Source organism: Winogradskyella sp. SYSU M77433 (assembly GCF_029911945.1).
Taxonomy (GTDB): domain Bacteria; phylum Bacteroidota; class Bacteroidia; order Flavobacteriales; family Flavobacteriaceae; genus Winogradskyella.
This window is the reverse complement of record NZ_JARYTG010000010.1, coordinates 117,449-138,703: the sequence shown is the minus strand read 5'-3', so window position 1 is coordinate 138,703 and position 21,255 is coordinate 117,449. Positions and strand designations below refer to the sequence as shown.

The 21,255-nt window shown below is 33.2% G+C and carries 21 protein-coding genes; 7 read left to right on the top strand and 14 right to left on the bottom strand.

What is annotated here, in order from left to right:
• Positions 1-39: 39 nt before the first annotated feature.
• The 5 genes from QGM60_RS17580 to gcvP form a co-directional block, all read right to left on the bottom strand.
• Positions 40-1,644 (bottom strand): vitamin K epoxide reductase family protein, encoded by a 1,605-nt coding sequence (locus QGM60_RS17580; RefSeq protein WP_281141562.1) that lies wholly within the window; start codon positions 1,642-1,644, stop codon positions 40-42.
• Positions 1,645-1,895: 251 nt separating this feature from the next.
• The gene (locus QGM60_RS17575) at positions 1,896-2,744 is read right to left on the bottom strand and encodes a glycosyltransferase family 2 protein (RefSeq protein WP_281141561.1); all 849 of its coding nucleotides are present in this window, start codon (positions 2,742-2,744) and stop codon (positions 1,896-1,898) included.
• A gap of 33 nt (positions 2,745-2,777) precedes the next feature.
• Positions 2,778-3,305 (bottom strand): methyltransferase, encoded by a 528-nt coding sequence (locus QGM60_RS17570; protein ID WP_281141560.1) that lies wholly within the window; start codon positions 3,303-3,305, stop codon positions 2,778-2,780.
• Positions 3,306-3,329: 24 nt separating this feature from the next.
• Entirely contained in the window at positions 3,330-4,388 is a 1,059-nt protein-coding gene (locus QGM60_RS17565; RefSeq protein WP_281141559.1) for a ketoacyl-ACP synthase III, read from the bottom strand.
• 104 nt (positions 4,389-4,492) lie between these two features.
• Entirely contained in the window at positions 4,493-7,342 is a 2,850-nt protein-coding gene (gcvP, locus tag QGM60_RS17560) for an aminomethyl-transferring glycine dehydrogenase (RefSeq protein ID WP_281141599.1), read from the bottom strand.
• A gap of 124 nt (positions 7,343-7,466) precedes the next feature.
• Here gcvP and QGM60_RS17555 point away from each other — a divergent pair, with 124 nt between their 5' ends.
• Entirely contained in the window at positions 7,467-8,300 is an 834-nt protein-coding gene (locus QGM60_RS17555; RefSeq protein ID WP_281141558.1) for a hypothetical protein, read from the top strand.
• Here the strand turns inward: QGM60_RS17555 and QGM60_RS17550 are convergent.
• From QGM60_RS17550 to QGM60_RS17510, 9 genes are all read right to left on the bottom strand, one after another.
• Positions 8,283-8,540, bottom strand: a complete 258-nt coding sequence (locus tag QGM60_RS17550) for a hypothetical protein (protein ID WP_281141557.1) — start codon at positions 8,538-8,540, stop codon at positions 8,283-8,285. The genes QGM60_RS17555 and QGM60_RS17550 overlap by 18 nt on opposite strands.
• 9 nt (positions 8,541-8,549) lie before the next feature.
• Positions 8,550-9,101 (bottom strand): sigma-70 family RNA polymerase sigma factor, encoded by a 552-nt coding sequence (locus QGM60_RS17545; protein ID WP_281141556.1) that lies wholly within the window; start codon positions 9,099-9,101, stop codon positions 8,550-8,552.
• 93 nt (positions 9,102-9,194) lie between these two features.
• Complete coding sequence (locus tag QGM60_RS17540) at positions 9,195-10,070, bottom strand: methyltransferase domain-containing protein (RefSeq protein WP_281141555.1); 876 nt, start codon at positions 10,068-10,070, stop codon at positions 9,195-9,197.
• Between the two features lie 4 nt (positions 10,071-10,074).
• On the bottom strand, positions 10,075-10,968 hold the full coding sequence (locus QGM60_RS17535; RefSeq protein ID WP_281141554.1) for a fatty acid desaturase: 894 nt from the start codon (positions 10,966-10,968) through the stop codon (positions 10,075-10,077).
• Between the two features lie 58 nt (positions 10,969-11,026).
• Positions 11,027-11,530 (bottom strand): ArsR family transcriptional regulator, encoded by a 504-nt coding sequence (locus QGM60_RS17530; protein WP_281141553.1) that lies wholly within the window; start codon positions 11,528-11,530, stop codon positions 11,027-11,029.
• A 47-nt stretch (positions 11,531-11,577) separates the two neighbouring features.
• Positions 11,578-12,345 (bottom strand): hypothetical protein, encoded by a 768-nt coding sequence (locus QGM60_RS17525; protein ID WP_281141552.1) that lies wholly within the window; start codon positions 12,343-12,345, stop codon positions 11,578-11,580.
• A 27-nt stretch (positions 12,346-12,372) separates the two neighbouring features.
• On the bottom strand, positions 12,373-14,403 hold the full coding sequence (locus QGM60_RS17520; RefSeq protein ID WP_281141551.1) for a M3 family metallopeptidase: 2,031 nt from the start codon (positions 14,401-14,403) through the stop codon (positions 12,373-12,375).
• Between the two features lie 169 nt (positions 14,404-14,572).
• Positions 14,573-15,052: a 5-(carboxyamino)imidazole ribonucleotide mutase gene (gene purE, locus QGM60_RS17515; protein ID WP_281141550.1), complete on the bottom strand. Its 480-nt coding sequence runs from the start codon at positions 15,050-15,052 to the stop codon at positions 14,573-14,575.
• Between the two features lie 101 nt (positions 15,053-15,153).
• Positions 15,154-16,308 (bottom strand): 5-(carboxyamino)imidazole ribonucleotide synthase, encoded by a 1,155-nt coding sequence (locus QGM60_RS17510; RefSeq protein WP_281141549.1) that lies wholly within the window; start codon positions 16,306-16,308, stop codon positions 15,154-15,156.
• Positions 16,309-16,477: 169 nt separating this feature from the next.
• Between QGM60_RS17510 and QGM60_RS17505 the strand changes: the two genes are divergently transcribed.
• The 6 genes from QGM60_RS17505 to QGM60_RS17480 all read left to right on the top strand — a co-directional run bounded on the left by QGM60_RS17505 (position 16,478) and on the right by QGM60_RS17480 (position 21,192).
• Positions 16,478-17,587, top strand: coding sequence for an adenylate kinase (locus QGM60_RS17505; protein WP_281141548.1), 1,110 nt, complete (start codon positions 16,478-16,480; stop codon positions 17,585-17,587).
• Positions 17,588-17,634: 47 nt separating this feature from the next.
• Positions 17,635-17,997, top strand: coding sequence for a four helix bundle protein (locus tag QGM60_RS17500; protein ID WP_281141547.1), 363 nt, complete (start codon positions 17,635-17,637; stop codon positions 17,995-17,997).
• A gap of 23 nt (positions 17,998-18,020) precedes the next feature.
• Complete coding sequence (obgE, locus tag QGM60_RS17495; RefSeq protein ID WP_281141546.1) at positions 18,021-19,019, top strand: GTPase ObgE; 999 nt, start codon at positions 18,021-18,023, stop codon at positions 19,017-19,019.
• 11 nt (positions 19,020-19,030) lie between these two features.
• Positions 19,031-19,744 carry an ion transporter gene (locus tag QGM60_RS17490; protein WP_281141545.1) on the top strand — a complete coding sequence of 238 codons (714 nt, stop codon included), beginning with the start codon at positions 19,031-19,033 and terminating at the stop codon, positions 19,742-19,744.
• A gap of 70 nt (positions 19,745-19,814) precedes the next feature.
• A complete protein-coding gene (locus tag QGM60_RS17485; protein ID WP_281141544.1) occupies positions 19,815-20,336 on the top strand; it encodes a DUF4136 domain-containing protein in 522 nt (173 codons plus the stop codon).
• A gap of 127 nt (positions 20,337-20,463) precedes the next feature.
• Positions 20,464-21,192: an SDR family oxidoreductase gene (locus QGM60_RS17480; RefSeq protein ID WP_281141543.1), complete on the top strand. Its 729-nt coding sequence runs from the start codon at positions 20,464-20,466 to the stop codon at positions 21,190-21,192.
• Positions 21,193-21,255 lie beyond the last annotated feature (63 nt).

Here is a 21,255-nt window from a genome sequence, read left to right as displayed (position 1 = left end):
TTCAAAATAAAGCCCTCTAAGAGGGCTTTTCTATTTTCACTACGCCTTTTGTAATATTAAATTGTCAGTTGAATTTTCTTCTAATTCTTCAATAAAATAAATTAGGTCATCTCTACTGTATTCCTTAGGATACATTTTTTCATTAATTAGTAATGCTGGAGTGAAATTTAAATTACTTTCATTGCACCATTCTCTACTTTGTAAAAGAATATCATAGAAATAGTCAAGGTTTTCACAATTCCCCCATTTTTTTAGCCAATCTTCAGTATTGACATCACCATAAATATCATGCATTGCGCTTAAACTCTCATTCCTTCCTTTAGAAAAATAAAGTTCTAGCAAGCGACCAGTAACATTCACAGCTTGTGCACCCTTGTCATTAGTATTTATGTTGAAGCGAATCTTTATTTCAACATCGTCTTTGTGCAAATCAAGAATTTTAGAGATGAGTTTATGTACAGATTTACAATGGCCACAATAAGGGTTTGTGACAATAACAATTTTTAAGTTTGATTCCTTATTTCCAAAGCTCATTTCTTGAAAATCAGGAATAAAAGTATTTACTGTTTCTGAATTTTGTATTGCCAAAGAGAATAAGCCAAAATTCTTTTTGAATTTTAAATAGTCAATCTTTAACTTATTAAAATCAATATTTGATTTTTTTGCATTTGATGTAAAGTTCCAAATAAAAATTGCAATCGAGTAAGATGCTATGATTGCTAATATAGATTGGATAGGTATGTCAAAATATAATAGGTTGTTTGTTATCAAAAGACCAGCTTGTAACCAAAGTATTGTTACTATTGTTAAACATAGTGCACACCATTTTTTTATAATAAATTTCTGATAGTAAATAGAATATACAGTAACAGGTAATGCGAGTAAACTTATTAGGTAATTTACGCTTAAAGAAAATCCAGATGCTTTAAGCATAAAAATAGAAATGCTGCTAGCTAAAAAGTAAACCATACTAATATCACTTAGTTTGATTGTTTTGAAAAGTGTAGCACCCTTGGAATTCAATACAGAGTCGCAGTCTTTTTTTTCATTTGAAATATTGCAAAGTGTACTGTTTATGATTGTAGTTTCACCTTGTTCTTGTTTGAAAATGGCGTAACTGACAATAACTCCAAAAATGGCTAAAAGTATATATAAGAAAGATGTGAGATTTGATATACCATAAAAATATTGATATAATATGATAAATAAGAAAGCGGAAGCTAGTAAGTAGTGTTTATTATTGTTAATTATTGCTTCAGGTTTATTTGTGATATCATTTTCTATTATAGAAACAACACCTGTAAAGTTTTCTAAAAACTGTTTTTTATTTAAGCTTTCTTGTTTCTTTTCTGAGTAAGTTACTTTAAAGCTTTCTTCTTCTTTATGAACGAGTGCTAGTTGAGGTGCGTTATTATAATTTACTTGAGCTATAAAATATTCAGGTAGTTCTTTTAATACATCTTTATTGACAGGTAGCCTTATGGCTGCATTTTCAATATTAAAGTGATTTAGAACACCAGTTAAAGCGTGTAAACTTGGGTAAGAAGGGTGAGAAAGGAACTGTATTTCAAGTTCGTCAAAATCGATTCTAACGTTAGATTTTTTAAGAAAAGATTTTAATACATAGAGCAAATTATATCCCATAAACTATCATTTTTAGATGAATTTGCAAAAAACAACTACTAGTATATACCAGAAAGGAAAGTTGTTTTCAGCAATAAAATGTAGTCAACAAGAATATTGCTGTATAAATTTAGAAAAAAAAATCTTACAAAAAAGTTTATTAACTTTTTAATAATATTTCTAAATAGATTTTTTTTAAAATATATTTTTTGGTGGGTTCATGGCGTAAGGGTTTAAGCTTTATCTAATTAATAGATTAGCTAAATTATTTTTTAATAAAATTTATTTCTAATCCCCTCCCAACGCAAATCTCTAATAAATTTACCTTCATCTTTAGAAACCAAAAATTCTGTGTTTGAGGATTTGGCTTTAAAATAGCCAGCCATATAATCTTTGAATAATCTGAAACTTCTTTTTTTCGAAGCTAATTTCAGAGCAGAAATTAAGGTAATCCAAAAGCCATAACGCATTCTATACATCGCTTCTCCTTGTAAATATTTTGAAGCCTTATTGTAGGACTGTCCAGTAGGTTTTAGATGTTTAATGTGTAGTGACTCGTCGGTTTTAATATGCCAACCATGGTATTTTGCTAATAGCTCATCCACAGTATCCCAACCCATTGAAGGTTTTAATTGGCCGATTTGTTTAAAGCAATCTTTTCTATATGCTTTTAAAGCTCCTCGTATATGGTCTTTGTTGGTCAGATTTTCAAGCACCCATTCATTATTTTTTTCTATATAACAAAAGCCTGAAGCCATACCAAGTTTAGAATCGTTTCTAAAATGTTCAGCAAGTTTTTCGAGGTAATTTTCTGGAAAAATAAGGTCGGCATCAAACTTACAGATAATGTCATACGAGTTATCTAAAGTTTCAAAGCCTTTGTAAAACGCATTTATAATTTTAGAGCCTGGTAAATGCTGATCAGAAGATTTTGAAATGACCTGAGAAATCCAAGTATGTCTTTTTGAAAAATCATCTACAATAGCATCGGTTTCGTCAGTAGAATTATCATTGACTACAACCAATTTTTTAGGTAAAAGCGTTTGTTTGGCTAGTGACTTTAGTGTTTTGCTAATAAAAGCCTCTTCGTTATGAGCAGGTATGACGATGTAGAAATTCAATATCTAAATTCTAAATTTCAAATCTAAAGAATTCTATCCGGAAATTCTTTCAGCGTAGACAATATAATAGCGATTTGTAAACCGTCTCAAAAAAGGTCTGATTCCAAACTTTTTTACAGGATTTGTCCATTGTTGTCGGTCTATAATTTTCCAGCCTGTTTTTTCTAAAAGCCAATCGAGCTGCCAGTCTTCAAACTCATGGTAGTGTCTATCCCATTTATCAGTTTTACTTCTGTAGGCGGACGAAAACCATAATCTTAAAGGTACGCTAATTACAAGTTTTTCAGATTTAATAGATTTTAAAACTTCGTAAGGTGAGAGTAGGTGTTCAAAAATTTCAAAAGCAGTAACAACTTCTGCGTAAGAATTTTCAATCGTAGAACGATTTTCATCCAGATCTTCACCTTTCGTATTTTCAACTGTATAACCTTCAGAAATCATAATTTCCGAAAAAGGATTTTTGACTCCTAAATCTAATATAGATTCAGAAGGATCAATATGCTTTTTTAAAAACTGAAGTGTGAGTTTAAATCGCTTATTGGGAAATGTTTTTTCGTACATCGTATCCGAAAAATGATTTACAAATTAATATTTGTAAACAATAGCATTAATGTGCATACCTGCACCAACACTAGCTAAAATAATAACATCACCTTTATTGATTTCGTGCCCTTCAAGTTTATGGCTTGTAATAAGGTCATAAAGCGTAGGTACTGTTGCTACAGAGCTATTGCCTAGTTTATGAATACTCATTGGCATAATACCTTCAGGAGCTTTTGTTTTGTATAATCTATAAAAACGATTTACAATAGCTTCATCCATTTTCTCATTGGCTTGATGGATAAGGATTTTTTTGACTTCAGAAATATCAATACCACTTTTATCCAAACAATCTTTCATTGCCTGAGCAACATTGGTTAAGGCAAACTCGTAGATTTTACGACCATGCATTTTTATGTAACGAGTGTCTGGACATAAATCTTTGTTATTTGAATTTCCAAAGAACAAATAATAAGCTTCGTCATAGGTGAAAGAAGCAGATTCGTGTGCAATAATACCACCCTCTTCTTCAGTAGCTTCAATAATACTTGCGCCAGCTCCATCAGAATAAATCATGGAATCTCTATCATGCTTATCTACCACACGGGATAAGGTTTCAGATCCAATAACGAGACATCTTTTTGCTAAACCAGCTTTAATAAATGCTTGAGCTTGTATAACTCCTTCAATCCATCCTGGACAACCAAAAAGAATATCGTAAGCAACACACTTCGGATTCTTAATTCGTAAGCTGTGTTTTATACGAGAGGCTAAACAAGGTAAAATATCACTTTGAATAGTGTTAGCTTTTACGTCTCCAAAATTATGAGCACAAATAATGTAGTCTATCTCTTCAGGATTAACATTAGCATCATCTATTGCTTTTTGAGCAGCTAAAAAACCGATGTCTGAAGCTACTAATTGGTCATCAGCATAACGACGCTCAACAATACCAGTAATAGCTTTAAACTTATCTACAATAATTTCATTAGGATGCTCTATTGAAGAACCGTCAGTATTTAAAAATTCATGCTGATGAAAGTCTTCATTCTTTTCAATACTTTCTGGAATGTAGCTACCAATACCTGTGATCTTAATGTTCATATATAGTTTCCGAATTTATTATTCTGTCTGAGGCGACAATGTAACTATATTTAATTTTAATATAAAGCTAAAGTGCCATTATTTTACGATGTTCAACGAGCTAATTATGCCTCCATATATTCTTCAATTGGCGCACAACTACACATTAAGTTTCTATCTCCGTAAGCTTCGTCTACACGTCTTACACTTGGCCAAAACTTATTATCTTTTACATACTCCAAAGGATAAGCGGCCACTTCTCTAGTGTAAGGTAAACTCCAGTCGTCAGCAGTTAACATATTTAAAGTATGTGGAGCATTTTTAAGAATGTTTTCTGTGTCTTCTTTGGTAGAATTATCAATTTCTTGACGAATAGAAATCATCGCATCACAAAAACGATCAATTTCAGCTTTACTTTCACTTTCTGTAGGTTCAATCATCATTGTTCCAGCTACTGGGAATGACACTGTAGGAGAGTGGAAACCGTAATCCATAAGACGCTTGGCGATATCAACAACTTCAATACCATTGTCTTTAAAAGCTCTACAATCGATAATCATTTCATGTGCAGCTCTACCATTTTCACCTGAATAAAGTGTAGGGTAGAAATTATTTAGTCTTTCTTTGATATAGTTAGCGTTAAGTATAGCAACCTCTGTAGCTTTCTTTAAACCTCTGTAGCCTAACATTTTTATGTAGCCATAAGAAATCATACATACTAAAGAGGAACCAAAAGGTGCTGCTGAAATAGCAGAAATAGCTTGGTGACCTCCTGTTTTTATAATTGGGTTACCTGGTAAAAATGGCACTAATTGTTCTGCAACACAGATTGGCCCAACTCCAGGTCCACCACCACCATGAGGAATGGCAAACGTTTTATGAAGATTTAAGTGACAAACATCCGCACCAATATTTCCTGGGTTTGTTAATCCTACTTGAGCATTCATATTGGCACCATCCATATAAACTTGACCACCATTATCATGAATGATTTGGGTTATTTCTTTAATGGCAGATTCGTAAACTCCATGAGTTGAAGGATACGTCACCATTAAAGCAGCAAGATTATCTTTGTGTAATTCTGCTTTTTCTCTTAAATCATCGACATCAATGTTTCCATTTTCAGAAGCTTTGGTAACAACCACTTTCATTCCTGCCATCACTGCACTCGCTGGATTTGTACCATGAGCGGAAGATGGAATTAAGCAGATGTTTCTGTGGTCATCACCTCTAGATTCGTGATAAGCTTTGATAACCATTAGTCCAGCAAATTCTCCTTGAGCACCAGAGTTTGGTTGTAATGATGTTGCTGAAAAACCTGTAATTTCAGTAAGTTGATTTTCTAGGGCATTCAACATTAAAGTGTAACCTTTAGCTTGTTCTGTTGGAACAAAAGGGTGCATATTTCCCCAGCTACTCCAGCTTAATGGTAACATTTCAGCAGCAGCATTTAACTTCATTGTACAAGATCCTAGAGAAATCATAGAATGATTTAAAGCTAAATCTTTACGCTCTAAACGTTTGATGTAACGCATCAATTCAGTTTCTGAATGATAGGTGTTAAATACATCGTATGTTAAAAATTCTGATTGACGTTTTAGATTGTTCGGAATGGTTTCAGAGTCTGAAATGGAAGTGATTTTATCAGTTGTTTTTCCTGTTACAGTTTCAAAAACTGAAATGATATTATTAAGATCAGAAACGGTTGTGGTTTCGTTGATAGCAATAGTTACTCGGTGTGTATCTGGATAATGGAAGTTGATTTCATTTTGCTCAGCTTCAAATTTTACTTTTACAGCATCTGCTTTAATACTGATGGTATCAAAGTAGTGTGAGTTGGTTTGCTCTAAACCTAATTTTTCTAGAGCACTTGCTAAAGTAGAAGCCGAATTTTTAACTTTGCGAGCAATGAAAGAAAGCCCTTCGGAACCATGATATACCGCATACATACTAGCCATAACAGCTAATAAAACCTGAGCGGTACAAATATTTGAAGTCGCTTTATCTCTCTTAATGTGTTGTTCGCGAGTTTGAAGTGCCATACGAAGCGCTCTATTACCATCAGCATCTTTAGTAACACCTATAATACGACCTGGAACATCACGTTTATATGCTTCTTTAGTAGCGAAGTAGGCTGCATGAGGTCCGCCATAACCCATAGGAATTCCAAAACGTTGCGTCGTACCAACTACAACGTCTGCTCCAAATTTTCCTGGCGCTTCAAGCATCACCAAACTTAATATATCAGCAGCAACAGCTACTTTTATGTTTTTTGCATTTGCTTTTTCAATAAAGCTTTTAATATCTGTGATTTGACCATTTTTACCAGGATATTGTAATAATGCGCCAAAGAATTCATCAGACAGGTTGAATTCAGCTTCATTTCCTATAACTAATTCTATACCAATAGGATTTGCTCTTGTTTCTAATAAAGAAATAGTTTGTGGCAATACTAAATCTGAAACAAAGAACTTATTAACTTCTGCTTTTTTCTGTGCACGATCTCTTACTGCAAATAATAGGCTCATCGCTTCAGCAGCAGCAGTACTCTCATCTAAAAGTGAAGCATTTGCTATTTCCATGCCTGTTAAATCAATAACCATAGTTTGGAAATTTAAAAGCGCTTCTAGTCGACCTTGAGCAATCTCCGCCTGATATGGTGTATAAGCAGTATACCAGCTTGGGCTTTCTAAAATATTCCTTTGAATTACCGCAGGTAAATTACAAGGGTGATATCCTAAACCTATGTAAGATTTAAACACCTTGTTGAATTGTGATAATTCATAAATATGATTTAGGTATTCTTGTTCGCTCATTGCAGCATCAAGGTTTAAATCATTCTTTAGGCGAATATCTGCCGGAATAGTTTCAGAAATTAATTGCTCAATGCTAGCTGCACCAATGGTGTCTAACATTGCTTGTTGTTCTTGTGAACTTGGTCCAATATGTCTGAGTGCAAAAGAAGTCGTATCCATTAAAAAAAAGATATAGGTTGTTATATTTTGCAAAAATACGGTTTTAGGTATTTTATTTCGTTAATGAAAACTAAAGTTTTTAACCGAAACCAAGGGTTATTAACACAATGCGTATTTTTGTTTTATGGCTGTGCTAAAACGTATCCTTAATTTTTATATCAATAGTAGTGTTCATGTGGCATTAAGTGTTTATGCTATGACTTGGATAACCTTAATTGAATATGGTATAGCATACGATGAAAATACACTGTATTTTGTTTTCTACGCATCTATTACTGGGTATAACTTTGTGAAATATTTTGGTTTGGCAAAATTTCATCACAGGAGTTTAGCAGGTTGGTTAAAAGCTATTCAAGTTTTTTCATTTTTAGCTTTTTTAGCAATGTGCTATTATGCCATTCAGCTAGAGGTGAAAACAATAGTAGTTTTATCAATTTTGGGTTTGATAACTTTTCTTTATGCCATACCTATTTTGCCAAAAAAATACTTTGTAGATGATAAAAAGAACCTAAGGCAAATTAGTGGACTTAAAGTGTATATCATTGCCTTAGTTTGGAGTTTTACAACGGTTATTCTTCCACTTATTAATAATAATATTGATTTAAATTTTGATACAGCAATAGTTTGCTTGCAACGCTTTTTGTTTGTTATAGCACTTATGTTGCCTTTTGAAATACGCGATTTAAATTACGATAGTTTAAAATTGGGTACGATACCTCAAACTATTGGAGTAAAAAAGACAAAATGGTACGGAGTTGTACTTTTACTTGTGTTTGTATTGTTGGAATTTTTTAAGGATGGCGTTTCCAATTCTATACTAATTTCAGTGATCGCAATATCAATTATAACTCTTGTGTTTATTCTATTTTCAAATAAAATGCAGTCTAAATATTATAGTGCGTTTTGGGTAGAAAGTCTGCCAATAGTTTGGTTGGCAATTTTATTGATGCTTGGTTAACTCTTGGTTGAATTTGTCTTGAAGTTTTTGGCGTTCTTCAGCTTTCAAGCATTTTACATTAGATTCATCAATAGTTTTGGTTAACGTACTGTTTCGTTTTGAGTAGGACTTGGTCATATTGCAATACGTTAGGCGAATTGAAAGTTTGAAGCGTTCCCAAAAAGTAGCTTCTCCATATTGCGCCTTGTCACAGATGTGCTGTGCTTCTTCACAACTAATAAATAAAAAATGTTTCTTCATTTGTTAATCTTAAAACCAATTTTCTTCCATACAATCCGCCAATGCTGTACGTGCTCTATGAATGATTACCCAAAGGTTAGACGCAGTAATATTCAATTCATTACAAATAGTTTCAGTGTCGTAACCCAAAATAGTTTTCATCTTAAAAACCTCGGCCTGCTTTTCTGGTAATTTTTCTAAGCAGGCATATATAGCGTCTCCAAGCTCAGTGTTTTCAAGTCTTTCGTCAGCTGTTTTATAGGATGTGTCTTCTACGCGTTCCTCAAGCCAATCACCTTCAGCATTATCGTCATTGTAATTCATTCTAACTTCAGCTTTCCCTTTGTTAGAATTTATTTTACGGTAGTAATCTATGATTTTTCTTTTTAATATGGAAACGAGCCAAGTACGTTCGCTTGCTTCACCTTTAAAATTTTTCATGGATTTTAAACCTGCCAAAAAAGTTTCGGACACCAAATCTTGAGCAACCTCTCTGTCATTGACACGCGTAATGGTGTAATTAAAAAGATAATCTGAATACAGTTTTATCCAGTTGTTAGGGTTTATTTGGTGGTTAGGCATTTTTTAATTTCAATTGCTTCACAAAAATAGCTTAAAAAAATGAAATCATACTAGTGGTTAAATAGTTGTAGGTTGATTATTTACGTAAAGAATTTACTTAGTGGCGCTGATGATGTAATAACCGAAACTTTTCATGTGAAGTCCTGTGAGTAAAGCATAAAATGAGCCTTTAAGATTATGAAAACTTTCTCTCTTTAAGGTTTTAAAACTGAAAAGTTTTTTTAAAATGAATCCAGTAATAGCAAAAGGTACATGCAAAACAGAGGGAGCAACTCTGTAGGAGATGTCTTCAATTGCTATGTTTTTAAAACCAGCGGTTTTTAATTGCTGCTCAATTTCGGTGAAGGTTTCTAATTTTTCTAAACTCCAATGGTCACATAATCTATTGTAAGAATGTTTTGCTCCTCTACATAGTTCAGATGTATTTTTTTTAAGAAAAGCATCTGCAATCACCAATCTACCACCAGGTTTTAGTATTCTGTAGGCTTCAATTATAGAGTCTTTGTTATGACCAGAATGACAAAAACTTTCTATAGCAACTGCAGAATCAAAGCTATTAGCTCTAAAAGAGGTTGAATTGTAGTTTTCTTTGAGGATAATTCCATTTTTGCCTCTCAAAAGTGCATTACCTTGTTTAACTTGAAAATCAGAAAGTGTAACACCGTAGGCAATAAGGTTTTTATGTTCACTTAAAGCGTATCGCATGGTGCCACCCATACCACAACCTAAATCTACCAATCTGTTTTTTGCGGTGCCAATTTTAAGTCGCTCAACAACTTGGGTGTTCATTTGATTAAGCATGCTATCTCTTTTAAAAGGATTAGTTTTAAAAGGAATGAAATAACCAAAGTGCATATTATAATCGTTACTCCAAAATTTATAATCTTCAGAAGCTTCGTTATAGAAATCTATCATTTCTACTCGGTTTTGTTCTGCGTAATTTGTGTATGGTACGGATTGTGTTTTCATGGTGTTATAATTTAGGTAATTTCCAGTTTGTAAAATCATAGGCAATGGCTGTTGGCTTTAAATTCCCCTTTTGTGTTTTTACAGAGGTAATTATTTTAAATTTTCTTAATACCCATGTAATCATCCATCCAAAATCTATTTCATACCACTTTGAAGAAAATTTTGCTGAAGTAGGATAAGAATGATGATTGTTATGAAAACCTTCTCCAAATGAAATGAATCCTAATAAAACATCATTAAAGCCACTTTCATCAGCACCTTCAATTTTGTGTCTTGAGTATCCATATTTATGAGATGCGTAACCAATATACCAATGACCAAGAATGATAGTAGATGTACGAAGGCATGTTGCAATTAGCATACTATTGAAGCCAACAATAAAATAAAGCATTATCATAAAAGCGATATAGTGTAATTGCCATGTCTTATGAAGCCAGAGTATGGTCGAATCATTTAAATCTTCTTTTGGAATTTGATAGCGTGATAAATCTTTTGGAATAAAGGTGAGGTGAAGATTCCAATAATAATCTGTTATTAATGAATGTTTATATTGAAAATATCTTGGACAATCATTTCTGTTTTGCCAATAGTCTCTGAAATAGTGTTGTTTTAGCCAATTCAATGGGCTTCCCAATCCTGTTAATACAAAAAGATAAAGACTAATATTTCTAAAGATTGTATTTGTTTGATATGACTTGTGGATTATGCCTCTGTGTAAACCAACCGAGTGGCCTATGCCTACAGTTAAGAATAATAAAGTGGTATTTAAAATTATATCTCGCCATTCAATTGATGAAAAATCGATTAACAAAATCGGTAAGAAGATGGAGTATAACCAAATTGTTTTTTTCCATGAAAAGTAAATTTTTCCGTATGGTGTTTTTAAGATGTTATTCATAATTCTGTTATTTTAAAACTTTCAAAAAATATTGAAAGTTTGACTTAAAAAATATTGTCTATTTCATAAGTTTGAAAACAGACTTGGTTAACCAATTTTGTTTTTGGTCAACAAGTTTGTTCATCAGAATATCTAAATCGTCCGTAAGTTCTTTTAGAGCTTTAGTTTGTTTTATTAATTCTTTAGTCTCGGCTGATCCGTTATCTTTAATAGAAGATACTTCTTCTAAAACTTTTATAACAGGTTTTATTTCTCTTCGGCTACGCTCTTTAGCTACAATTCTTGCGAGTTCTTGTACATTTTTTTCGGTAGTAAAAAACTCTTTACGCTCACCAGAAACCAAAACTTTTGTTACAATTCCCCAATCCATAAGTTGTCTTAAATTCATGCTGGTGTTGCCACGCGAAATTTTAAGATCCTCCATAATATCTTCCATAGAAAGCGGTTTGGTGGATATAAAAAGCAAAGCTTGTATTTGAGCCATCGCTTTATTAATGCCCCAAAGCGTACCCAAACTTCCCCAAGTACTAATAAATTTTTCTTTTGCTTCTGTATATTCCATGAAGCAAATATATGAAATATTTTAAACTTTCAATAATTGTTGAAAGTTTATTTGATTTGCAAATGAATATGATCATCATGTCTTACTGCTTGGCAACCATGAAACCTTATTCTTGAATCTTGTAGATTTAAATTGCTTTTAAGATAAGGTTCAATGAAAATCTTTTGTGTTTCAGAATGAGATAAAAGATGTTGAATTAATTTTTTTGTTGAAGATTTATCAAAAGACAGTTTTCTGTCTGTGCCGAAAGTAAGATGTTTAGTGAAGTCATATTTCCAATACCCTTTGTTAATACAGTTTTTAGATGTTGGGTTATTTGAATTTACGAAAGCTCCATAGCCGGAGAATGATGGTTTTTTATTTGTAGGATGTCCTTCCTTGTTTAAATACATAAAGCTAAGATCTATTTTTCTACCATCATTGTGGCTTAAGTGTGGTAATAAAGGAAATTCATCAAAAAAAGGAAAATTGGCATCTAAGTAAGTTATTTTAATTCTACTAGTTTTAGCGCTTTTAAGTAGAATATTTTTTAATTCTGGGTTAACATAGTTTCTAAAAGCTAAAGCGTAAAACCAGTTTTTAGGAGCCAAACTATTGTTGAATACAGGTAATTTTTCCCTTCCAAAAATAGGAGCTACAGAAGGCACAAGCAAAATGTTGAATACTAAATAAATTATTGGAAAAACATAACGTTTTTTCCAATTTTTAGTTTTTGAGAAGATAATAGTAATTATCCAAACAAAACCGCCAACTTGCGTTAAAGCGGTTAAGAATGTAATGATTAAAATGTGTTCAACAAGTTTTAAAAACTTCATAGAACACTAACGTAAAAATTAAATGTTTTATTTCAACAAACCAGCACGTCTCAATAAAGCTTCAGGTTGAGGTTCTTGACCTCTAAACTTTTTGTACAAATCCATAGGGTTTTCAGTTCCTCCTTGAGATAGTACAAATGTTTTAAATTTATCAGCAACTGTTTTGTTAAATATACCTTCTTGTTTAAAGTATTCAAACGCATCTGCATCTAAAACTTCGGCCCATTTGTAACTGTAGTACCCAGACGAATAGCCTCCTTGAAAAATATGAGAAAATGCTGTACTCATACAGTTTTCTTCTACTTCAGGATAAAGTTTTGTTTCGCCAAAAGCTTCAACTTCATGTGCTTTTACGTCTGTAATTTTTGTTGGGTCTACACCATGCCAGCTCATATCTAAAAGTCCAAAACTCAACTGACGTAAAGTTTGCATACCTTCATGGAAGGTAGAAGAGGCTTTTATCTTTTCAACTAGTTCCATCGGAATAACTTCACCTGTTTCGTAATGCGTGGCAAAGAGTTTTAATGACTCTTCTTCGTAACACCAGTTTTCTAAAACCTGACTAGGTAATTCTACAAAATCCCAATACACACTTGTGCCAGAAAGGCTAGGATAAGTGGTATTGGCTAACATGCCATGAAGTGCATGCCCAAACTCGTGAAACAACGTGGTAACTTCATTAAACGTAAGTAAAGAAGGTTTGCTTTTTGTTGGTTTGGTAAAATTACAAACGATAGATACATGCGGTCTTTCATTAATACCGTTTTTAATCATTTGCGGTTTGTAAGAGGTCATCCAGGCACCATTGCGTTTTCCAGATCTTGGGAAAAAGTCAGCATAAAATATGGAAACCAATTCACCTTCGCTATCGGTAACTTTATAAGTTAAAACATCGTCATGGTATTTGTCTATATCATCGATTTCTTCAAATTGAAGTCCAAATAATTTATTGGCAACAGTAAAAGCACCATTAATAACATTTTCTAGTTTGAAATAAGGTTTTAGTTTTTCGTCATCTAAATCGAATAATTTTTGTTTCAATTTTTCAGAATAGTACGCCGAATCCCATTTTTGTAATTGATCTATGTTGTCTGTTTCTTTAGCAAAAGCTTCAAGTTTTTCAAACTCTTCTTGTGCAGCAGGTTTTGCTTTATCTAACAATTCGTTTAAAAATTCATTAACCTTCTCAGGTGTTTCTGCCATGCGCTCTTCTAAAACAAAATGCGCATGAGTTTTATAACCTAAAAGTTGAGCGCGCTCAAAACGAAGATTAGCAATCTTTAAAACAACATCTTGGTTGTCTAAGTTATCGTTATGAAATCCTTTACTACCAAAAGCTTTAGACAGTCTTTCTCGTAATTCACGGTTGTCTGCATAAGTCATGAAAGGAATATAACTTGGGTAATCTAAAGTGATTAACCAACCGTCTTTCTCTTTTGATTCTGCCAATTGTTTTGCGGCTTCTTTAGCTCCTTCAGGTAAGCCAGAAAGATCAGCTTCATCAGTAAGAAGCATTTCAAACTTGTTGGTTTCGGCTAAAACATGCTCGCCAAATTTTAATTTTAATTGACTTAATTCTTTATCAATAGCGCGCAATTTTTGCTTTTTATCTTCTGATAAATTGGCGCCATTTCTTGAAAAACTTTTATATTTTTTATCTAGAAGTGTTTCTTGTTCTGTAGTTAAATCTAGTTCTGATTTTGAATCATAAACTGCTTTTACACGTTTGAATAAATCCTCGTTTAATGTAATGTCGTTACTGAATTCAGATAAAAGCGGAGATACCTCTTGAGCTATTTTTTGAATATCATCATTAGTTTCTGCGGAATTCAAGTTGAAAAATATACTCGAAATTCTATCTAATTCTTCACCAGAATAATCCAAAGCTTCAATAGTGTTTTGAAAAGTAGGAGTTTCATCATTATTGGTGATATCATCAATTTCTGCTTTAGCATTTTCTATAGCTTTTTTAAAAGCTGGTAAAAAATCCTCTGTTTTTATTTTAGAGAATGGTGCAGTTTTATATGGAGTATTGAATGATGTATTAAGAATATTCATTTTATGTTAATTTTTTTACTAATGTTTTGGTAATCTGATTTTTAACTAAACTTTAATACAGATTGTGAGGGAGTTATGAGTATCTTTGCACTATCTTTTAGCATTGAAGTTTTGCTAATTGGAATTGATTAATAGCGAGAAGCCTCGACCACTGTGTTGAGGCTTTTTTTTATAAGTCCTTGGCAGACTCTATAACTTTAGCTTTTAATCCTTCTTTGTAAACCATTACTTTGTCTAAGACACATTGATCGGAGCTACCTAGAATCTGAGCAGCTAATATTCCGGCGTTTTTAGCACCATTTAAGGCAACTGTGGCAACAGGTACTCCGCCTGGCATTTGTAAAATAGATAGTACAGAATCCCAACCGTCAATAGAATTGCTGCTTTTTACAGGAACTCCAATTACTGGCAATGGAGATAATGATGCCACCATTCCAGGTAGGTGAGCTGCACCTCCTGCACCAGCGATAATAACTTTTATGCCTCTAGTATGCGCATTTTTACCATAATCGAATAATTTTTCTGGTGTACGATGTGCGGATACAATATCAACTTCAACCTCAATATCAAAACCTTTTAATATATCTATAGCGTCTTGCATTACTGGCAAATCGCTTTTACTTCCCATTATTACTCCTACTTTACTCATGATTATATATATTTTATGTCAGGTCGAGCGCAGTCGAGACCTCAATAAAGAAAATAAATTTTTTTAGAATGACCTCTCGACTGCGCTCGAGGTGACATTTTTTATTCACTAATTACTTCTATTGTTTTCTTTACTTTTTCCGCAACTTCTCGTGCTTTGGCAATATCTTTATCAACTATGGTAACGTGTCCCATTTTACGGAACGGACGCGTTTGCTTTTTACCATAAATGTGAGGTGTAACACCATCCATTGCCATAATCTTTTCAATATTTTTATAAACCACATTACCAGTGTGGTCCTCAGCACCAACCAAGTTTACCATAACTCCTGCAACTTTACTTTCGGTATTTCCTAAAGGTAACCCAAGTACACATCTAATATGCTGTTCAAATTGAGATGTGTAACTGCCTTCAATACTGTAATGTCCAGAGTTGTGAGGTCTAGGTGCAACTTCGTTTACTATGATGTCATCATTTTCCGTTTGAAACATTTCAACCGCCAACAAACCAACATGCTTAAAAGCAGCAGCAGTTTTCAAAGCTACAAGTTCAGCTTTTTTTGCAATCTCGTTAGGTATTCTTGCTGGGCAAATAACATATTCTACTTGGTTAGCTTCGGGATGAAATTCCATCTCAACAACTGGATATGTTTTTAAATCTCCTTTTTCATTTCTAGCAACAATAACAGCTAATTCATTTTTAAAAGGAATTAATTTTTCTGCAATACATTCTACATTTGGAAGATCGATTAAATCTGTGTAGCGTCTTACAACTTTTACACCCTGACCATCATAACCAAATCGCGCGCTTTTCCATACAAAAGGATAACTTAAAGCTCCATTTCCTACAGCATCTTCAATTTCTGATGTGTGCGCATATCTCGAAAAATCAGCAGTTGGTATGTTGTTATCGCGATAAAATAATTTTTGTGTAGCCTTATTTTGAATAGTCCGCAACGTTTTAGAAGAAGGGAAAACTTTAATACCTTTATCTTCCAAAGTTTCTAGGGCATCTACATTGACGTTTTCGATTTCTATAGTCAATACGTCAACATCCTTTCCAAAATTAACTACGGTTTCATAATCTAAAAGATCACCAACTGTAAATTCATTGCAGGCTAATCTTGAAGGTGCGTCCTCACTTGGGTCTAAAACCGAGGTGTAAACATCAAATTTTCGAGTGTCGTAAAGCATCATTTTGCCTAACTGTCCACCACCTAAAATACCAAGTTTAAAATCTGAAGAGAAATAGTTCATATTTGATTTTCGTACTTTCCAAAGCGCGGAAAGTTGAAATATTTATTAGATTCAACATAACTTAGCACAAAAATAAGGTAATTATGGCACAAAGTTCTAAAATCATAAATCAAAAAATCGTCATACTTTAATCAAATGATTATCTTTGTGTTTCTAAAATAATTCAGCAGTGATAAAGCTTCACGATTTATACTTTAAGCCCTTCATTTCAGAAAAAGAAATAGATAATGCAGTGCAAAAAATGGTTAATGCCATTGCTGCAGATTTAGGAGACGAAATTCCTGTGTTTGTAGGAATTTTGAATGGCTCTTTTATGTTAGTGAGCGATTTTGTAAAAAAATACCCAAAAACTTGTGAGGTCACTTTTATAAAACTAGCATCTTATGAAGGTGTTAAATCTACTGAAGATATTCAGCGTTTAATTGGTTTAACCCAAGATTTAACGGGTAGAACAGTAGTTATTTTAGAAGATATAATAGATTCTGGAAACACACTTGAAGAAGTGCATCGCATTTTTAAGAATGAAAATGTAAAACAATTGCTAATAGCAACCTTGTTTTATAAACCAGAAGCTTACGATAAAGATTTTAAACTTCATTATGTTGGTATGGAAATTCCAAATAAATTCATAGTAGGTTACGGTTTAGACTATGATGGATTAGGAAGAGACCTGCCAAACGTATACCAATTAAAAACAACACAACACATGACAAACTTAGTGCTATTTGGCCCTCCAGGTGCAGGCAAAGGAACACAAGCTAACTTCTTAAAAGAAAAATACGATTTAGTACACATTTCTACAGGAGATGTTTTTAGATACAACATTAAAAATGAAACCGCTTTAGGTATGTTGGCTAAATCCTACATGGATAAGGGTGAATTAGTACCAGATCAGGTAACCATTGACATGTTGAATAAAGAGGTAGAAAAGAATGCTGATGCTAACGGATTTATATTTGATGGTTTCCCAAGAACGGATGCTCAGGCCAAAGCACTTGATGAATTAATGGATAGTAAGGATTCTCAAATTAATGCTATGGTGGCTTTAGAAGTAGATGACGAAGTATTAGTAGCACGTTTATTAAAAAGAGGCGAAACAAGTGGAAGAGCTGATGATGCAGATGAGAACATTATTAGAAACCGAATCAAAGAATACTACGACAAAACAGCAATATTAAAAGATTATTATTCTACACAAAGCAAATACTATGGTGTTGATGGTGTAGGTAGTATTGAAGATATTACAGAACGCTTAAGTGCTGTGATTGATAAATTATAAACGTTTATTCGTTTAACTGTTTATTTGATTAATTGAAAAAAATCATAATGTATCAACACTCATTTGAGAAGTTAACTGTTTGGCAAGACTCAATTGATTTAGTTGAATTGATTTATAAAACAGTTAGCTCGTTTCCAGATGATGAAAAGTATGGGCTGGTCAGTCAAATGAAAAGGTCGACTGTCTCTATTTCTTCAAATTTAGCAGAAGGAACATCAAGAATAACTAAGAAAGATAAAGCACATTTTTCTACGATGGCATTTAGTTCTACTATGGAACTATTGTGTCAAGTTGAAATTTGCAAACGTTTAGCTTTTGTAGATGAAGACCAATATTCTAATCTTAGAAGTAATATTTTCAAAATTTCTAATAAGATTAATTCATTGAGGAAATCTCAATTAAACGGTTAAACAAATAAACCATTCAACTTTAGATGACAGAAGGAAATTTTGTAGACTACGTAAAAATGCACATCTCTTCCGGTAATGGAGGAAAAGGTTCTGCACATTTACATCGTGAAAAATATATAGCCAAAGGTGGTCCTGATGGTGGTGATGGTGGTCGTGGAGGTCACGTCATCATTAGAGGAAACGAAAACCTATGGACATTACTTCACTTAAAATTTAAACGACATGTAAGGGCTGGTCACGGTGAACACGGTAGTTCTGGTAGAAGTACTGGTGCCGATGGTGAAGATGCTATTATTGAAGTGCCTTTAGGAACCGTAATTCGAGATACGGAAACTAACAACATCTTATTTGAAATTACAGAAGCTGGTGAGGAAAAAATCGTAGCTGAAGGAGGTAAAGGTGGCCGTGGTAACTGGCATTTTAAAAGTTCTACAAATCAAACGCCACGTTATGCGCAGCCAGGTATTCCTTTGGAAGAAAAGGATATTACTTTAGAGTTAAAAGTATTGGCAGATGTTGGTTTAGTTGGCTTTCCAAATGCAGGTAAATCTACCTTACTTTCTGTTTTAACTTCAGCAAAGCCAAAGATTGCAGATTACGAGTTTACAACACTTAAGCCTAATTTAGGTATTGTACAATACCGCGATTTTCAGTCGTTTGTAATGGCAGATATTCCTGGGATTATAGAAGGTGCCGCTGAAGGAAAAGGGCTAGGATATTACTTTTTAAGACATATAGAGCGTAACTCAATCTTACTGTTTTTAATTCCAGCAGATGCTAAAGATATTGTTGAGCAATACGAAATTTTAGTGGATGAGTTGAGACGTTACAATCCTGAAATGCTAGACAAAGAACGTTTTGTTTGTATTTCAAAATCAGATATGTTAGATGAAGAACTTAAATCTGAAATGGCTTCAATTTTGGATAAAAATCTAGAAACAGAATATATGTTTATCTCTTCTGTAGCACAACAAGGATTAACAGAATTGAAAGATAGACTTTGGAAAATGCTTAATGATTAAGATTACAAACTGTGAAAGAGTATATCAAAAGTATTGTAAAATATAATGATAATAAACTCAGCAAGAGTTTTGCTTTTTTCATTCAGTTTTTAATTATTCTTTCGGTTATAACATTTTCTGTTGAGACATTACCTAACCTAAAGCCACAAACAAAAGTCATCTTAAATTCTATCGAGGTATTCTGTGTGATAATTTTCACTGTAGAATATGTAGCTAGAATTTATGTTTCAGATAAAAAGCTAAAATTTATTTTTAGCTTTTTTGGCTTGATAGATCTTCTGGCGATACTCCCATTTTATTTGTCTTTTGGCATTGACCTAAGATCGCTTAGGGTGTTGAGGATGTTTAGGCTGTTTCGTTTGTTAAAGCTGGCAAGGTATAACAGAGCTATGCGTCATTTTGCCAAAGCTATGGTAGTTGCTAAAGAGCAAATTATATTATTTATGGCAATTACCTTAATACTCATTTACTTTGCGGCAGTTGGTATTTATTACTTCGAAAATGAAGCTCAGCCAGAGCATTTTTCATCAATTTTTGATAGTCTATGGTGGTCTATTGTTACTTTAACTACAGTTGGATATGGTGATGTGTATCCTATTACGGTAGGTGGTCGTATCTTTACATTTTTTATTTTATTGATTGGTTTAGGTATTGTGGCTATACCAACAGGAATTATTTCATCTTCGCTTACAAAAGTCTTTGAGCCAGATTCTGATGAAGAATAGTTAAAGTTTACTTTCGGTCGTTCTGTAGTTGATACAAAACCTATTTTTTTAAGTATCTTTAAAGTAAAAAATGAAAGCTATAAAATATATCTTCATACTTGTTTTAGTATCCTCTTGTGGGACAGTTGTCAATTACGATTACGATACATCTACCGATTTTACAAAGTATAAGACTTATAACTATTTTAGTGATATGCAAACTGGTTTAAGCCAGTTAGACACAAAGCGTATTATGCGTTCTATTGATGCTAAACTTACAGAAATGGGATTGGTACTTTCGGAAAATCCAGATTTTTTCATTGACATTCAAAGTCAAGATGTGATGAATAGAAATAACTCAACCGTAGGTGTTGGTGCAGGCGGTGGAAGTAGAGGTGGTTTTGGTGGTGTTTCTGTTGGAATTCCGTTAGGAGGCAATCAAAATACAAGACAAATCGTTATCGATTTTGTGGATAAAAAGCAAAACGAAAAATTGTTCTGGCAAGCTGTTAGCGAGAGTAATTATAATGAGAATGCTTCACCAGAAAAACGTCAAGCTTATTTTGATGCTTTGGTTGAAAAGATTTTAGCTAAGTATCCACCTAAACAATAGTTGTGTCATTCCGAACTTGATTCGGAATCTATGGTAAGCTTAGAACTTTATCATTTTCCTAACATAATAAACTTCATCTTAGTAAATCGGTTTTGTAATTTTGATTGAAATCAAAAGAACAAAAATCATGAGCACATTAGAAGGTAAAGTAGCACTGATAACAGGTGGAACTAAAGGTATTGGTTTTGGTATTGCAGAGGCATTACTTAACCAAGGGTTTAAAGTTGCTATAACAGGAAGAGATCAAGAATCTACAAAAGCAGTAGCGAAAGAACTAGCATCTAAAACCAATTCAGAAAACGCAGTCATCGGACTTGAAGCAGATGTCAGACAATTAGAAAGTCAAGAAAAAGCAGTAAAAGCAACACTTGATGCTTTTGGTCAGTTAGATCTTGTTGTTGCAAATGCAGGATTAGGACACTTTGGAAGTATTGAGGAATTAACTGTAGACCAATGGAACGCTGTTATTGACACCAACTTAACAGGTGTGTTTAATTCTATAAAAGCTAGTGTTGATGCATTAAAGGATTCTAAAGGCTATTACATTACGATTTCTAGTTTAGCAGGAACCAATTTCTTCGCAGGAGGTTCTGCATATAACGCAAGTAAGTTTGGTGTTACAGGATTTACACAAGCTGTAATGTTAGATTTACGTAAATACGGTATCAAAGTCAGTACGATAATGCCAGGTTCGGTGTCTACACATTTTAATGGAAACGAACCAAGTGAAGCAGGAGCTTGGAAAATTCAAATTGAGGATATTGGTGAATTGGTTGTAGATTTATTAAAAATGAATCCAAGAACCTTACCAAGTAAGATCGAAGTAAGACCAACGACTCCACCGAGTAGTAAGTAAAAATTAAAAATCTGTCTGAAAATTTAAAAAATCTGTCATTCTTAATTTATTTCAGAATCTCAA